Below are 15,305 nucleotides of genomic sequence, written 5' to 3' on the forward strand. Positions count from 1 at the left end.
AATAGCCGCCGTAGGAGCCGCCGCTGGAGCGGCTCGTGCCTGATGTGTAGCCCGAGCCGGTGTTGCCCGATTCGACACATGCCTTGATGACGAACAGCAGGATCAGGATGATGATGAACAGCACGATGATGGTGGCGCATCCCAGGCCCTTGGCCGTGCTTGCGGGACCCGCATCCGTACGTTTGAGCAGCGCGCCTTTATCCTCGATCCTGAAAGCCTTGGCGACCGCATCGCTGTCGATCTTGCTGCCGCTGGACCACGTCACCTCCCGCGGTGTCTGCTCCATCGACAGCACGCTGGTGCCCCTGGCAAAGTCCCGGTTGAAGCTCTTGTGGCCGCGCTCGACCGGCCAGTAGAACTCGCCTGAAACATAGCTTGTTTCGGCCTCGTAGCTGTAGAGCAACTGGTAGGAGGAGCCCAGGTAAGAGGCGCTCTGGGCTCCCGCTTCCCAAGCGGGTGCGCCAGTGGTCGGCTTGACGATGCTCCAGCCCTCGGTCGAGTCGACCAGGAAGATGAAGCCGCGCTTGCGGTTGTACAGCAGGTACTCGCTCCAGCCGAAGTGCTCTTCGTCGTCGCCGGGCTCGTGACCCATGCGGTGCTGGAAGCCGACCACCTGCCACGTCACGCCCTGGAGCTGGCCCGTGCTGCCCAATGGAATGAGCGGCTGCACCGGCTCGTGCTGCTCTGCGTGCGCAAGTTCGCCGCCGATGCCGCTGGTGAGGTCGATGATGCTGTTGCAGGCGCGGCAGGTTACTGACTTGCTGGTTGTCAGCGCCACTTGTACCGGCACGCCGCAATTGGGGCAGGCGAACTGGCGTGCTTTTTCGTCTTTTTCGCTGGCTTCCTTCAGGCCGCTGAGCGAGAGTTCTTCGAGCAGCACCGACTTGCCGCGCGTGACTTGCGCCGGTTCGCTGCCGTAGTCGATGCTCAGCACCTCGCCGTCTGCGCTGCGCAACTCGACGTTGGCAAACGGATGATTGAGCGGCGGCAGCTTGGGCAGCTCGCCCTGCGCCGAGATCAGCGAAACCGATTCGTTGGAGGCGACCGTGAATGGCTTGCCGCTGATCGCAGTGCCGGTGCCGACACGAAACCGCGCTGCCTCAGGGATGTCGCGTTCGATGGTTGCGGGCAACGCGAAGACATACGCGCCGTTGTCTTCCGCGAGTACGGCTGAAGTGCCGTCGTCGAACATCGCGATCCACTCGGTCCATGTGCCGGTCTCGCCGCGGTACTGGATCCGGCCGACCAGCATGAACGACCTGCCTTGCCAGCGGCCGGACGCCATGAGCTGCAACGGACTGTGGTCGTCGAAGGTCTCGGCCATCTTGCCGACGCGAGCGAGTGTCTCGCCGCTGCGCACGACGGTGCTCTGGCAAAAGCTGCAGACCGCGTAGGTGGACTGGGCGCTGCGAAATTCGACTGGCGCACCGCATCCGGGGCAGGGTGCCCGGTAGGTTCTTTGCGGGGACGGGGTCGCCACGTTTTATTGATGTTGTCGTTGGCTGTCCGGACGTCACGCCGGTGATGTCATCTCTCAGACCAGCTTCTTGAGCAGCTCCGCCTTCTTGGCGTCAAATTCTTCCTGCGTGAGGATGCCCTTGGTTTTCAATTCGCCAAGCTTTTCAAGTGTGGCCATCACGTCGTCGGGCCTGATCGCTGCAGCAGCGCCAGACGCGGCTTCTGCTGGTCGCGGCTGCAAACCCTGCTGCAGGTTCTGCGCAAGCACCTGGCCCATCGCGATTCCCGCGCCCAGACCCATCGCATCGCCAGCCACGCTGCCGCCACCCGACCCGGCGGCCTTGGCCATTTCGGGAATCGCCTGCGCCGTCTGGTACTGCATGAACTTGCCCATGTCGTTGCCGACCATGCCCATGCCGATGCGTTGGTCGAGCAGCTTTTGCAGCTCTTCGGGCAGCGACACGTTCTGCACGGTCATGCCTTCCAGCCGAAGGCCGATGGCTTCGAAGGCCGGCGTGAGTTCGGTGGACAGCGCCCTGGCAAATTCGATCTGGTTGGCCGCCAGGTCCAGGAACGGAATACCGCTTTGCGCAATGGCGTCCGACAAGTGCTGCAGGATCATCCCGCGCAGCTGGCCGTCGAGCTCGGTGACGGTGTAGACATCGCGCGTGCCGGAGATCTTCTGGTGAAACACCTTGGGGTCGGCGATGCTGAAGTTGTAGTTGCCGAATGCGCGCAACCGCACCATGCCGAAATCCTTGTCGCGGATCGTGATGGGCTGCGGCGTGCCCCAACGCTGGTCCACCTGCTGGCGCGTGCTGAAGAAGTAAAGATCGCTCTTGAAGGGGGACTCGAAAAGCTTGTCCCAGTTCTTCAGGTAGGTCAGCACCGGAATCGTCTGCGTGTTGAGCTTGTACATGCCCGGCCCGAACACGTCGGCTATCTTGCCTTCGTTGACGAACACGGCCATTTGCGACTCGCGCACGGTGAGCGATGCACCGTACTGGATTTCCATGTCACGCATCGGGAAGCGCCAGGCGAGCGTGCCCTCGCCGTCCTCCGTCCACTGGATGATGTCAATGAACTGTTTCTTGATGAAGTCCATCAGTGCCATGGTTTAGCTCCTGTCGCGGGGTCCGCGTCGGCGCATGATAACTGCGGCACCGCCAAATCTCCGTGTCAGAATTGCCTCGAAGGCGGGCATAACGACATGGTCCTGAAGTGGTTCGATACGGCAGCAGTCGATGCGTTCGCCGACGCGATGGTCAAGATGTTCGTGAGCCGATTCCCGGCCTCCGAATTCTCGGTTGGCGGCAAGAAGCAGGAGGCGCGCTTTCGCAAAGTGCAGGCGACGCTCGCGCAGGAGCTCACGGGCTTTCGCCGAAAACACCCGCTCAACATCTACAAGAAGGCGCGTCTGGCCAACCGCTTCAAGTGGGCTCTGAAAGAAGCCGGCTATCCCGAGTCCTTCATCGACGAGGTGGCCTACGAGCTGGCCACCCTTTCAGCAATTCCAGATTGAGGCCTTCGCTCGCAGCGCCACAGCCGGATAGGTGCGGTTTTAGTCAAAACAGATACCCGTGCGATACGCAAGATAGCGTACTAGGGTTTTCCCCCGAGAGAACTACAATCGCACTCCCCACGAAGCGGCACTGGCCTAAGCTGTGCCTCCAGGAGACAACGAGAATATGTCCAAAGACGACGTCAATTCCATCGAAAAGCGCCTTGAACTGCGCCAGGCTGCACTTGAATATCACGAGTTCCCGACACCGGGTAAGGTCGCCATCCACGCGACCAAGCAGCTGATCAACCAGCACGACCTCGCGCTCGCCTATTCGCCCGGCGTTGCCGCGCCTTGCGAAGAGATCGTCAAGGATCCGAACAACGCGTTCAAGTACACCGCCCGGGGCAACCTGGTGGCGGTGATCACCAACGGCACGGCCGTGCTGGGCCTGGGCGATATCGGCCCGCTCGCGGCCAAGCCGGTGATGGAGGGCAAGGGCGTCCTGTTCAAGAAGTTCGCGGGCATCGACGTCTTCGACATCGAGATCAACGAGAAGCACGACCTGGACAAGCTGGTCGACATCATCGCCTCGCTGGAACCGACCTTCGGCGGCATCAACCTCGAAGACATCAAGGCCCCCGATTGCTTTTACGTGGAACGCAAGCTGCGCTCCCGGATGAACATCCCGGTCTTTCATGACGACCAGCACGGCACGGCGATCTGTGTCGGCGCGGCGATCATCAATGGCCTCAAGGTGGTCGGCAAGGACATCAAGACCGTCAAGCTGGTCACTTCGGGCGCAGGCGCCGCAGCGCTCGCGTGCCTGAACCTGCTGGTCAAGCTGGGCATGCCGGTGGAGAACATCTTCGCAACCGACCTGGCCGGTGTGGTCTACGAGGGCCGCAAGGAGCTGATGGACGAGGACAAGCTGCCGTTCGCACGCAAGACCGATGCGCGAACACTGTCCGAGATCATCGAAGACGCTGACATCTTTCTGGGACTGTCGGCCAGTGGTGTGCTCAAGCCCGAGATGGTCAAGAAGATGGCGGCCAGTCCGCTGATCCTGGCGCTGGCCAATCCCAACCCGGAAATCGATCCGGAAGACGCCAAGGCGGTTCGCCCCGACTGCATCATCGCCACGGGCCGCACCGACTACCCCAACCAGGTCAACAACGTCCTGTGCTTTCCGTATATCTTCCGCGGCGCGCTCGACTCGGGCGCCACGACGATCACGGTGGAAATGGAAATTGCCGCGGTGCACGCCATCGCAGAGCTTGCACAGGCGGAGCAAAGCGAGGTCGTTGCGGCAGCTTACGCGGGTCAGCAACTGGCGTTCGGCCCTGAGTACCTGATCCCCAAGCCGTTCGATCCGCGCCTGATGATGAAGATCGCGCCGGCAGTCGCCAAGGCCGCGGCCGACAGCGGCGTGGCGCTGCGGCCGATCCAGGACATGGACGCTTACCGGGAGCGTCTGCAAAGCTTTGTGTACGCGTCGGGCACTGCGATGAAACCGATCTTCGCGATGGCCAAGGCGGCCGCGAAAAAGCGCGTGGCATTTTGCGAAGGCGAAGAAGAGCGTGTTCTGCGTGCAGCGCAGATCGTGGTCGACGAGGGCATCGCCCGTCCGACCTTCATTGGTCGGCCCGCCATCATTGCGCAGCGGATCGAGAAGTTCGGCCTGCGCCTGAAGGAAGAGCTCGACTACGACATCGTCAATGTCGAGCAGGACCATCGCTACCGTGACTTCTGGCAGACCTACCATCGCATGACCGAGCGCAAGGGCGTCACGGCCCAGATGGCCAAGATCGAGATGCGCCGGCGCCTGTCGCTGATCGGCGCGATGCTGCTGCACAAGGATGAAGTCGACGGCATGATCGTCGGCACTTGGGGCACGACCGCACTTCACCTGCCATACATCGACCAGGTGATCGGCAAACGCGAGGGCGTCTGCACCTACGCCTGCATGAACGGGCTGATGCTGCCGAACCGTCAGGTTTTCCTGGTCGACACGCACGTCAACTACGACCCGACTGCGGTGCAGCTCGCAGAAATCACTGTCATGGCTGCCGAGGAAATGATGCGCTTTGGCATCAAGCCCAAGGCGGCACTCCTGTCGCATTCGAACTTTGGTTCGAGCAACCAGCCGAGCGCCGTGAAGATGCGCGAGACGCTGGAGCTGCTGCGCGAGTCGGCTCCGTGGCTGGAAGTCGATGGCGAAATGCATGGCGATGTGGCGCTTGACGGAGCCGCCCGGCACCAGATCATGCCGCACAGCACGCTCTATGGAGACGCCAACTTGCTGGTGCTGCCGAACATCGATGCGGCCAATATTTCCTACAACCTGCTCAAGACTGCGGCCGGCGGAAATATCGCGATCGGCCCGGTGCTTCTGGGTGCGGCCAAGCCGGTGCATATTCTCACAGCGAGCACCACCGTGCGCCGTATCGTGAATATGACGGCGCTGACCGTCGCCGATGCAAACGCGGCGAGATAGCCTTCAAATAAGACTCGCATCAAAAGCGGGCACTAACTTATAAATTTGCAAGCAAGGTCGCAATGGCCTTGCTGTCTGCCCAAAAATTGGGCAGTCGCTTGCCTTTTCGACACGAATACGTCACACTACCGCCTGAAATTTCCGGGTTTACCCGAGGGCTGTGGAGCCCCGAAAAGCCTGGAAAACGCCCCCAAAAGGTCACCCAAGAAGGTCCGTTCATGGCTCGCTTTGCGGCCGTCAAGTTTGCGCTCACTAGCATTTTGCTGGCGGCCTCGCTGGTCGGCCAGACAGTACAAGCCAGGAGCTTCCGGGATGATCCGGCCAGCGGCACGACGGCGACAGTTTCTGTCGCCCAGTTGCCCAGGCAGGGACGTGAAACCTATGAACTGATCCGCCAGGGCGGACCGTTTCCGTACGACAAGGATGGTTCGGTGTTCGGCAACAGGGAGCGACTGCTTCCAGGCGCCCGGCGCGGGTTCTACCGCGAATACACCGTCGCCACTCCGGGTTCCCGGAACCGGGGCGCTCGCCGGATCGTCTGTGGAGGACCCCCAAGGGCGCCGCAGGCCTGTTATTACACCGCTGACCACTACGCCAGTTTTCGAATGATCGTGGAGTGACACCCCAAATGAAGCGGGACGATTTTGTGACTATGGAAAGAGACGCGGAGATGGATACCCCACTTCGTCGGGAAACACCCGAGAACGCACTGAAGGGCGTACGGACGAACATCGTCCAGTCCATCCGTGCATTCAGGGTGCAGGACCTGCAGGACACAGCGCGTGCGCTGGGCCAGCATTTCCTGTACGCCAACCTGGCCAACGCCCAGAGCAAGCAGGACGTGCTGGATCTCATCGCGCAGCAATTCATGCTGCCGGTGCATTTCGGCAAGAACTTCGATGCGCTGTACGACTGCATGACCGATCCGGTGCATAAATCGGGCCCGCAGCCCGGCTTCATCGTGGTCCTTGAGCAGATTCCAGCCAACGCCAAGTTCGACAAGGAAGCCCGAGAGCAGCTGCTCGACATCTTCCGCGACACCGCTGACTATTGGGCCGAACGGAAAATACCGTTCAGGTGCTTCTATTCTTTTCTGTAGCCCGTTCTGCGCAAAATAGCCAAGCAGAACGGGCGAATGAGGCTCCGGGCACCGAAGTGCCCGCCTCGGTGGCCCCGACCACCGAGTCCGGCGAGAAGATGCCGACCGACAAGCTGGTCGACGTGTCTCCGCTGGCGCTGCGAATGAGCAGCCCGTTCAACGCGGGTTACTGGTTGGCTGCAGCGTAAACCATGAGGCACAGGGCGTCACCGGCCCGTGGCTGGTGACGCAAGAACAAGGGCCCGTCCTTAGCGACGGGCCTTTTCTATGGCGCTTGCAATCGCGAGGTACTCGTCCACAGGGACTTCCTCGGCCCGGCGTTGCACATCAAAGTCGCCAGTAAATCCGTGGTCCTCGAGCCAGCGGCCCAACGTGTTGCGCAAGATCTTGCGACGCTGGCTGAACGCCACCTGCACGATCTCCGACAGGAGTTTTTCCTGGACCTCGACAGGAGCCGTGCGCGGGACCATGCGCACCACCGCGCTGTCCACGCGCGGCGGTGGGTCGAACGACTCTGGTGGCACAAAAAGCACGTTTTCCATTTCGTAACGCCACTGGAGCATCACTGAAAGGCGTCCGTAGTCGCTCGTGGCCGGGTCGGCCACCATGCGGTCAATCACTTCCTTTTGCAGCATGAAGTGCTGATCCACGATGCTTTCGACATGCCCGAGCAAGTGAAAGAGAATCGGCGTCGAGATGTTGTAGGGCAGGTTTCCGACGATGCGCAGCCTGTCCGCGCCCATCGTCGTTGCCAATTCGGCGAAATCGACCTTGAGCACATCGGACTCAATGACCGTCAGTTGCGCATGCGCACGCAGCCGCTGCGCGAGATCGCGATCCAGTTCGATAACCGTGAGGTGCCCCAGGCGCTCGACCAGAGGCTGGGTGAGCGCTGCCAGCCCCGGACCGATTTCCACCATCGGCTGGCCTGGACGCGGATCGATCGCGCCGACGATGGAATCGATGATTCCTCCATCGGACAGGAAATGCTGGCCGAAACGCTTTCGCGGAATATGTTTCAACGGCGCACTCGCCGCTTATTGCGGCGGCTCGCGGTACTCGACAAATGCCCGGCCGCGCACTTCCTGCACGAACGTCACATACACCTCATCGAGCTTTTTCTCGCGCAGCACGTTGCGAACCATGTCGCGCTGCTCGCGCTGCGACAGGCTGGCCTGGCGGCGTTCGAGCAGCTGGACCAGGTGCACGCCAAAGCGGGAGATGAGGGGGTCAGCGATCTGCCCCGGGGCGAGGCTACTGAGCGTTTCCTCGAACTCCGGTACGAATGAGCCAGGATTGGTCCAGCCGAGGTCGCCTCCATTGCGATTGCTCGCATCCTGCGAGAACTCACGAGCAAGCGCAGCAAAGTCCGCCTGACCCGCCTGGACGCGCCGTTTGAAATCGGCCAGCCGTGCGACGGCTGCCGCCTCTGGCATCTGTGCGGTAGGTCGCAGCAGAATGTGGCGCGCATGCGTTTGCTCGACAGTGGCTCCCGGCATCGTGCTCAGGCGGCGCTTCTCGATAACCTTGACCAGGTGAAAGCCTGCGTTGGAGCGGATCAGCTCGCTCACGCCGCCTTCGTTCAGGTTGGCGATGGCCTGCAGAAACAGCGGCGGATAGCGATCGGCCGGCCGGCGACCGACGACTCCGCTGTTGGTCGCCGCTCCGGCAGCGTCCGAGTTTTCACGGGCGAGCTTCGCAAAGTCTTCTCCTGCCTTTGCACGGGCCTGGATACGCAAGGCCTTGTCACGCAACGCGGCGACCTGCGCATCGTTGGCTGTTTCAGGCACTGCAACCAGGATGTGGCCGAGGTTGATTTCCTGGGTGCCGATGTCGGTGCGACCCTGTTGCTCGCGGATGAACGCATCGAGTTCGAGATCGGTCACCCGCACCCTGGGCTCGACCTCGCGCTCACGCAGGCGATTGAGCAAGAGCTGGTTGCGCAGTTCTTCCCTGAACAGATTGACAGGCATGCCCTCGGCGGCCAATTGCCGGCGCAGCTGCGCAACGTCCATCTGGTTGGAACGGGCCACATTGAGTTCGGCCTGGTCGACGGTTGCTTCTTCGATCTTGATGCCGGTTTCCCGGGCGAGCTGGATCTGGGCTTTTTCGGCGATCAGCCGCTCCAGAACCTGGCGCATGAACTCGGGACGCGGTGGTATCGGCTGGTTCTGGGCGGCGAGCTGCTCCTGGAACCGGGCCATTCGCGAGCGGACTTCGTTGTTCGTGACCGGCTCGGAATTGACGATCGCGACGATGTAGTCGGCTGCCCGCGGCGTGTTGTCGATCACGCGTGGGGCCACGCGCGGCGCGGCACCGGACGGGCCTGGTCGCAGGCCCTGCGAGCTGGCCGCGAGCGGCCATGCAGCCAGCTGCACAGCGCAGACGATGGACAGGGTGAAGGCTCGAATTTTCATGTGGGTCACTCGTGTCACTCGTAATTGCTGAAGCGGCTGGGCGTAGTCACCTGCTCACGCAGGAACTGGTAGCGCGGGATGTTTTCCTTGAGGGTCTGCAGCGCATTGGACCCCAGCCTTGTGAAGCCGACGAATTCGAGCTGGAAGAGCACCTTCTTGTTCGAGGTATTCGTGCTGCTTTGCAGACGCTCGAAGACCACGCGGCCCAGCCAGCATCCGGCGTCGTATTCCAGGCCGACGACTGCATCGACCAGCCGCTTGTCCTTCAAGCTCACGTTCAGGCGCCCGACGCTGTACCAGCGGCCTTCGCCTTCGCCCCGTCCGGCGCCCAGGTCCTTGCCCTTGTCGCCCCACAAATCGTTCAGCGGCCATTGCCAGCCGATGTCGATCTGCTCGCTGGAGCCACGTTGCAGGCGATACGCAGCACTGATCACGTGGTAGTTGCTCGGGCTGTAGCGGCCCCCGATGGTGGAGCGGATCGATCGCGACGTCTTGGGGTTGTACTGGAAGGTCGAGTCGATGCTCCACTTGGGCGACCAGTTGATCGTTGCACCAAAGAGAACGTCCGACAGGCGTTCACTGACGGGCGCAGCGCCCGGCAAGGTGACCAGCTGATCCTTGAAACGGAAGCGCTGGGCCACGCTGAAGCGGGCCGCTTCAGCTCCCGTGTCAGGGTCGAGCAGGCGTGTGCTGGCGCCGAGCGTCAGCAGGTTGTTGTCCGAGATGCGGTCATTGCCACCAAATGCGTTCTCTGTGTAGATGGTCGCAAAGTTGAAGTCGTTGTAGCCCGAGTCGTAATTGGGCAGCTTGCTCTGGTCCCGGTAAGGCGTGTAGACATAGAAAGCGCGCGGCTCCAGTGTCTGGCGGAAATTGCGTCCGAAGTACGAGGCGTCGCGCTCGAAAATCAGGCCGCCGTCCAGGCTGAGCGTCGGAACCGTACGGCTCGCCGAGGTCTGCCCCGTCACCAGCGGTGCGTCGAACTTGTACTGCGTGGCGTGCAGTTGCATCTTGGGCACGACAAACCAGCCCGGCGCCTGCCAGGTACGGCTGACCTGGGCCATCGCATAGCTTCGCTGCGCGTTCGGTTGCCCGTTGAGCACGCGATCGGAGACGAATTTCGAGTAGTCTGCTTCGGCCGAAACGTCGATCCCGCCGATGAGGTCGCTGCGCGCATAACGCGTGAGCAACTGCGGCATCCGGTCATAAGGCGGCACGATAGGCGAAGTGACATCCTGCAGCGTCTGCCACTTCAGGGCGCGTGCGCCGAAATAGAGGTCGCCATAGACCCAGGAAAGGCCCGCTTCATTAGACAGCAACCGCTGGGTGAGCGACGACGTGGTGCGCGAAAAATCGCGCCAGTAGTTGTCGTCGCTGACGCGGTTGAGGTTGATTGCAACGCCCACCGGGCCGACCGCCGTTGGAATGGTGCCATCGTGACGCGCCGAGTACCCCCACCGGCTTTCGTCGCGCAGCCGATCCATCGGCATGTAGTTGGCCCTGACCTTGCCTTCGTAGCCCGCTTCCATGTAACGGAATTCACCACCCACGTCCACGCCGCGCTTGGTCATCAGCGTGGGGAAGAACGTCGCATCGCGGTTGGGCGCAATGTTCCAGTAGTAGGGCAGCGTCAGCTCGACGCCGTTGAGGTTGTCCAGGCCAATCGTCGGGGGCAGCAGGCCCGACTTGCGCTTTTCGGAGAGCGGAAAGCTCAGCTGTGGCACCGGCAGGATGGGCAGCCCCATGAAGCTCAGCACGGCGTTGGTGGCCTGGCCAACCTCTTCTTCGTTGTCGATGCGGATGCTGGCAGCGCGCAGGATCCAGTCGGGCATCCAGCTGGGGCCGGGGTGGCGCTGACATGTCGTGTAGGTCGCGTTGCGGATGATCGCCCGCTTGTCGTCGATGAAGTCGACGCGGTCAGCCTGGCCGTATGCGTCGTTCTGCAGGAACTTGTACTTGGGCTCCAGGAAGAAGCCCTCGAAGGAATCGACCTTCAACTGCAGCTCGGGGCCTTCGAATACGTCACCCGCGCGGTTGATTCGCACGTTGCCCTTGGCCTTGGCCTGGTCATCGGGCTGGTAATACTCCAGCCGGTCCGCCCGGATGATGGTGCTGCCACGACGCATTTCCGCTTCGCCTTCGACCGTGGTCTCCAGGTCGGGGCGGCCGGTGATGCGGTCACCGAAGATGAACGTGGGAAGTTGCTTGCGCTCGCCGGTAGGGATGTCTTCCCTGAGCTGGGGTGTCGGCTTGAGGGTGGCACTGTCTTGCGCGGCTTGCGCAAACGCAGGACCGCCATGCAGCAGTGCGCCTGCGACCAGGGCCACAGGTGTCAGGGCAAAGCGGGCGCAAAACGCCTTGTGTTTCAGGTCGTACTTCAGTGACATGTGGTTCCCGTAGGGGGCGGGGCCGGCCGGCGGGAGTGGATTTGTAGAATGGATTATCCATGAGCGAACCCATTCATATCCCCGCCGCAACAAGCGTTACGGTCAATTGGCCTGATCCTGCACGCGAGGCCGCGTTCCGGCAATGGCTGAACGCCACTGCCGGTCCACAACAACTGATCACGGGCAGTGTCCGGCTCGCCTCGGCTGACGCGAGTTTTCGCCGCTACCTGCGCGTCGATTGCACCGCCACAGGCGCGGCCAGCCGCATCATCATGGACGCGCCGCCAGACAAGGAAGATTGCCATCCCTTCGTGAAGGTAGGGCAGCTGATGCTGGACGCCGGGCTGAATGCGCCTCGCGTGCTCGCCTGGGACGAGGCCCATGGTTTCCTGCTGCTCGAAGACCTGGGCACGCAGACCATGATCGAGGTCCTGAACCCGCAAGACCCTCCCTCCAACCAGCAGGTCTTCCTGCGCGCCGTGGATGCGCTGGTCGCTTGGCAGGCGGCCTCCAGGCCGGACGTGCTCCCGCCCTATGACGAGGCACTGCTCAGGCGCGAACTCGCCCTGTTTCCCGACTGGTACATTGAAAAGCACAAGGGCGTGACACTCTCGCCCGAGCAGCGCGCAACGCTCGACGGCGCGTTCGACAAGATCGTGCAATCCAATCTCGCTTCGCCATCGGTTTACGTGCACCGCGACTTCATGCCGCGCAACCTGATGATTCCCCGCGATGCGGCAGAGCCCCGCCTGGGCGTGCTCGATTTCCAGGACGCGGTGTACGGCCCGATCACCTACGACATCGCCTGCCTGATGCGCGATGCCTTTATCAGCTGGGATGAGGAATTCGTACTCGACATCACCGTGCGGTACTGGCAGAAGGCGCAAAAGGCCGGCTTGCCGGTCAACCCGGATTTCGGCGAGTTCTATCGCGCCGTCGAATGGATGGGACTGCAGCGGCACCTGAAGGTAGCCGGCATCTTTGCGCGCCTGACCCTGCGCGACGGCAAGCCGCGCTACCTGGCCGATGCGCCTCGGTTCATTCGCTACATCCTGGCCGCAGCGAACCGGTACCGTGAACTCGGGCCGTTTGCCAAGCTGCTCGAAGAGATCGAGGGCATGGACGTGCAGACGGGATACGCCTTCGGGCGGGTCTAGGCGTCGCATCGAATGCCACGCTTTTACTGCGATGTACCGCTGGTTGCGGGCGAGAGCGTGGAGCTGCCAGAAGGGCCGGCGCGCCACGTCCAGGTGCTCAGGCTTCAACCCGGCAGCGCCATCACGCTCTTCAACGGCGAGGGCGGCGAATATGAGGCCGTTGTGGAACAGATGGGACGCAGCAGCGTGCGGGTGAACGTGGGTGTGCAAGACCCCATCGAACGCGAAGCACCGCGAGCAATCCACCTGGCCCTGGGCATGCCCGCCAATGAACGCATGGACTGGCTGGTCGAGAAGGCGACCGAACTCGGGGTCGCCAGCATCCAGCCGCTCGTGACCGAACGCACCGTTCTGAAATTCTCGGGCGAGCGCGCGCAGAAAAAGCAGGCGCACTGGCAGGCCGTTGCCGTGGCCGCGTGCGAGCAGTGCGGCCGCAATCGCGTCCCGCAGGTGTTTGCAGTTGCCGAGTTCGCGCGCTGGCTGGGACAGCCTCCGGTTGCATCAACCCGGCTGGTGCTGTCGCTCTCGGCGCATGCACGCCCGGCGGTCGATGCAGCCGGCCTGCGGCAGCCTCTGCTGCTGCTTTCCGGCCCTGAAGGCGGGCTCTCCTCGCGCGAGGAACAAGAGGCCATCGCACGTGAATTTGCCCCGGCTACCCTGGGCACCCGCGTGCTGCGCGCCGAGACGGCACCACTTGCGCTGCTTGCTGCCTTGACTCTGGCCGCATCATGAACCGCAACCTCTGGCTGCTTGCCATCTGCCAGGGGCTCTACCTCACCAACAACGTCACGTTCATCGCGATCAACGGCCTGGTCGGCCTCGCACTCGCGCCCTTTGGCTGGATGGCCACGCTGCCGGTCATGGGCTACGTCGTCGGGGGCGCGCTGTCCACACAGGCGGTCGCCGCGACGCAAAGGCGATTCGGCCGGCGCATCTCTTTCCAGTCAGGCCTGGTCGTCGCCTTGCTGTCGGCTTTGCTGTGCGCCTACGCAGCGATCACACGCCATTTCTGGCTGCTGTGTTTCGCAACCGTCATCGCGGGGTATTTCAATGCCAATGCGGGGCTGTATCGATTCGCCGCGGCGGAACTGTGCTCGCCGGAGGTCCGCGAAAAAGCCGTCTCGCTGGTCATGGCAGGTGGCCTGCTGGGCGCAGTGGCAGGGCCGAATCTGGCAGCTCGCACACGTGACGTGTTCGACGTTCCGTTCGCGGGGGCGTACCTCGCACTGGCGCTCGTTGCCGCTATCTCGATGATCATCATGGCCTTCATCGACTTCGCGCCACCGCCGGCAAAAAAAGACAGTGAGGGCGGCCGGCCCCTGTCGCAAATCATGCGGCAGCCGACCTTCATCGTCGCGGCACTCACGGGGGCGCTCGGCTTCGGGGTGATGAACCTGCTCATGGCTGCAACACCGATTGCGATGCAGCAATGCGCGCTCCCGTTTTCGGATGCGGCGCTGGTGCTGCAGTGGCACGTGATCGGCATGTTCGCACCAGGATTTTTCACCGGCCACCTGATCAAGCGGTTCGGACCGCTGCCGGTGATGGGGGTTGGCGTCGCGCTTTTTCTGGCGTGCATCGTCGTTGCCCTCACGGGCGTGGAACTCCACCAGTTCCTCATCGCGTTGTTCCTGCTGGGCGTGGGCTGGAATTTCCTTTTCACCGGCAGCACCACCTTGTCTCTTGCCGCCTACGGTCCGCTCGAAAAAGACCGCGCGCAAGGAGCGCTCAACTTCTTCGTGTTTGCAACCCTGGCCATCACCTCGCTCGCTTCGGGCGTGCTCGTCACCACCCGGGGGTGGACACTGCTGAACTACGGCTCGCTGGTGCCGGTGGTGCTGACGGGTGCGGCGCTGGTGTGGATGGCGCTGCGCCTCAGAAGCGAGCGTCGAGCCACTGCTTGAGCATGTCGTAAACAGGCTCGTTGTCCAACTCGTTGAATATCTCGTGGAAGAGGTCTTCAAAGCAATGATGGGTGACGGTGGAGGCGGGCGCGGCTGCGGCGAACGCGCGACTGCCGTCCGGGTTCACCAGCTTGTCGGCGCCGGCATACATCAAGAGGGTGGGCACCTTCCACTTCGGTGCACGTGCAATGACGGCTGCGCCGGTTTGCGCAATGAACAGTCCCAGGCGCGCGGAGATCCGGCCGTGCACACGCGGGTCGCGCTTGTAGGCTTCCACCACATCGGGGTCGTGCGAGATCAGGTCGATTTCCAGTCCGTTGTCCAGCGTGAGGTTTGGCGCGAATTTCGGCACGACCGCCAGCAGGAATTTCTGAAACCTGGAAAGCCCGGCATCGAATGCGGGCGACGAAAGCACCAGCGCCTGCACGGGCAGCGTGCCATGCGCCAGGGTGTAGGCGCAAACCAGTCCTCCCATGCTGTGGCCGAATACGATGAGGGGTGTGCGCTCGTCCATCCGCAACCGGGTGCTGTCGATCACATCGGCCAGGTCGGTGGTCAACCGGTCAGGCACCGGCAGCGCGCCACGCACGCCATCGGATTCGCCGTGACCGTACTGGTCGTAGCCGCGTACCGCAAATCCCCACTCATTGAGGCGCCGCGCGAGCGCATCGTAGCGGCCGGCGTGCTCACCCAGGCCGTGAACGACAACGACCACACCGCGCAGGCTCACGCCCTCGGGTAGCGGCCAGTCCTGGATGGCGAGGTTGTCGCCGTCGGTCGCGGTGAATGTGGAGAGCGTGGATTCGCTGCGCAAGGCGGTGCCCATAAGGCGCGGATGATCGCGCGCAAAGGTGCGCTGCGCAACGCCGATTGCGACCAACGGTAGGG

At 62.7% G+C, this 15,305-nt stretch carries 13 protein-coding genes; 7 read left to right on the plus strand and 6 right to left on the minus strand.

Annotation, left to right across the window (positions count from 1 at the left end; translation table 11 throughout):
* Together AQ12_RS17780 and AQ12_RS17785 are read right to left on the minus strand one after the other, a co-directional pair.
* Positions 1-1,480 (minus strand): DUF4178 domain-containing protein (locus AQ12_RS17780; RefSeq protein ID WP_048441341.1); only part of this gene is annotated, 1,480 nt, incomplete at its 3' end.
* Positions 1,481-1,534: 54 nt separating this feature from the next.
* Complete coding sequence (locus tag AQ12_RS17785) at positions 1,535-2,572, minus strand: SPFH domain-containing protein (RefSeq protein WP_048441302.1); 1,038 nt, start codon at positions 2,570-2,572, stop codon at positions 1,535-1,537.
* Between the two features lie 96 nt (positions 2,573-2,668).
* On the opposite strand from AQ12_RS17785, the gene AQ12_RS17790 reads away from it, so the two are divergent.
* The 4 genes from AQ12_RS17790 (at position 2,669) to AQ12_RS17805 (ending at position 6,555) form a co-directional block, all read left to right on the plus strand.
* Positions 2,669-2,980, plus strand: coding sequence for a hypothetical protein (locus AQ12_RS17790; RefSeq protein ID WP_048441303.1), 312 nt, complete (start codon positions 2,669-2,671; stop codon positions 2,978-2,980).
* 166 nt (positions 2,981-3,146) lie between these two features.
* A complete protein-coding gene (locus AQ12_RS17795) occupies positions 3,147-5,456 on the plus strand; it encodes an NADP-dependent malic enzyme (RefSeq protein ID WP_048441304.1) in 2,310 nt (769 codons plus the stop codon).
* A 218-nt stretch (positions 5,457-5,674) separates the two neighbouring features.
* Entirely contained in the window at positions 5,675-6,076 is a 402-nt protein-coding gene (locus tag AQ12_RS17800; protein ID WP_048441342.1) for a ribonuclease domain-containing protein, read from the plus strand.
* Positions 6,077-6,126: 50 nt separating this feature from the next.
* Entirely contained in the window at positions 6,127-6,555 is a 429-nt protein-coding gene (locus tag AQ12_RS17805) for a barstar family protein (protein WP_048441343.1), read from the plus strand.
* Positions 6,556-6,803: 248 nt separating this feature from the next.
* On the opposite strand, the gene rsmA is transcribed toward AQ12_RS17805, so the two are convergent.
* Genes rsmA through AQ12_RS17820 form a run of 3 tightly spaced genes read right to left on the minus strand, consistent with a single transcriptional unit; the run spans position 6,804 to position 11,356 of the window.
* Positions 6,804-7,577, minus strand: coding sequence for a 16S rRNA (adenine(1518)-N(6)/adenine(1519)-N(6))-dimethyltransferase RsmA (gene rsmA / locus AQ12_RS17810; protein WP_048441305.1), 774 nt, complete (start codon positions 7,575-7,577; stop codon positions 6,804-6,806).
* Between the two features lie 15 nt (positions 7,578-7,592).
* Positions 7,593-8,972 carry a peptidylprolyl isomerase gene (locus tag AQ12_RS17815; protein WP_048441306.1) on the minus strand — a complete coding sequence of 460 codons (1,380 nt, stop codon included), beginning with the start codon at positions 8,970-8,972 and terminating at the stop codon, positions 7,593-7,595.
* Between the two features lie 14 nt (positions 8,973-8,986).
* Entirely contained in the window at positions 8,987-11,356 is a 2,370-nt protein-coding gene (locus tag AQ12_RS17820; protein ID WP_082151670.1) for an LPS-assembly protein LptD, read from the minus strand.
* Between the two features lie 59 nt (positions 11,357-11,415).
* Here AQ12_RS17820 and AQ12_RS17825 point away from each other — a divergent pair, with 59 nt between their 5' ends.
* The 3 genes from AQ12_RS17825 to AQ12_RS17835 are packed head-to-tail and all read left to right on the plus strand — an operon-like array spanning position 11,416 to position 14,417.
* A complete protein-coding gene (locus tag AQ12_RS17825; RefSeq protein WP_048441307.1) occupies positions 11,416-12,513 on the plus strand; it encodes an aminoglycoside phosphotransferase family protein in 1,098 nt (365 codons plus the stop codon).
* Positions 12,514-12,525: 12 nt separating this feature from the next.
* Positions 12,526-13,245 (plus strand): 16S rRNA (uracil(1498)-N(3))-methyltransferase, encoded by a 720-nt coding sequence (locus AQ12_RS17830; protein ID WP_048441308.1) that lies wholly within the window; start codon positions 12,526-12,528, stop codon positions 13,243-13,245.
* Positions 13,242-14,417 carry an MFS transporter gene (locus AQ12_RS17835; RefSeq protein WP_048441309.1) on the plus strand — a complete coding sequence of 392 codons (1,176 nt, stop codon included), beginning with the start codon at positions 13,242-13,244 and terminating at the stop codon, positions 14,415-14,417. The genes AQ12_RS17830 and AQ12_RS17835 overlap by 4 nt, the downstream gene beginning before the upstream one ends.
* Here AQ12_RS17835 and AQ12_RS17840 read toward each other — a convergent pair.
* Positions 14,389-15,243 (minus strand): alpha/beta hydrolase, encoded by an 855-nt coding sequence (locus AQ12_RS17840; protein ID WP_048441345.1) that lies wholly within the window; start codon positions 15,241-15,243, stop codon positions 14,389-14,391. The two genes, AQ12_RS17835 and AQ12_RS17840, sit on opposite strands and share 29 nt — an antisense overlap.
* Positions 15,244-15,305: the final 62 nt, after the last annotated feature.

It is taken from the genome of Caenimonas sp. SL110, assembly GCF_001044395.1.
Lineage (GTDB): Bacteria > Pseudomonadota > Gammaproteobacteria > Burkholderiales > Burkholderiaceae_C > Ramlibacter.

Bases quoted from the DNA above. Each gene is read 5' to 3' on its own strand.
- AQ12_RS17785 (WP_048441302.1), bottom strand. From the start codon at position 2,572: ATGGCACTGATGGACTTCATCAAGAAACAGTTCATTGACATCATCCAG.
- AQ12_RS17790 (WP_048441303.1), top strand. From the start codon at position 2,669: ATGGTCCTGAAGTGGTTCGATACGGCAGCAGTCGATGCGTTCGCCGAC.
- AQ12_RS17795 (WP_048441304.1), top strand. From the start codon at position 3,147: ATGTCCAAAGACGACGTCAATTCCATCGAAAAGCGCCTTGAACTGCGC.
- AQ12_RS17800 (WP_048441342.1), top strand. From the start codon at position 5,675: ATGGCTCGCTTTGCGGCCGTCAAGTTTGCGCTCACTAGCATTTTGCTG.
- AQ12_RS17805 (WP_048441343.1), top strand. From the start codon at position 6,127: ATGGATACCCCACTTCGTCGGGAAACACCCGAGAACGCACTGAAGGGC.
- AQ12_RS17815 (WP_048441306.1), bottom strand. From the start codon at position 8,972: ATGAAAATTCGAGCCTTCACCCTGTCCATCGTCTGCGCTGTGCAGCTG.
- AQ12_RS17820 (WP_082151670.1), bottom strand. From the start codon at position 11,356: ATGTCACTGAAGTACGACCTGAAACACAAGGCGTTTTGCGCCCGCTTT.
- AQ12_RS17825 (WP_048441307.1), top strand. From the start codon at position 11,416: ATGAGCGAACCCATTCATATCCCCGCCGCAACAAGCGTTACGGTCAAT.
- AQ12_RS17830 (WP_048441308.1), top strand. From the start codon at position 12,526: ATGCCACGCTTTTACTGCGATGTACCGCTGGTTGCGGGCGAGAGCGTG.
- AQ12_RS17835 (WP_048441309.1), top strand. From the start codon at position 13,242: ATGAACCGCAACCTCTGGCTGCTTGCCATCTGCCAGGGGCTCTACCTC.
- AQ12_RS17840 (WP_048441345.1), bottom strand. From the start codon at position 15,243: ATGGGCACCGCCTTGCGCAGCGAATCCACGCTCTCCACATTCACCGCG.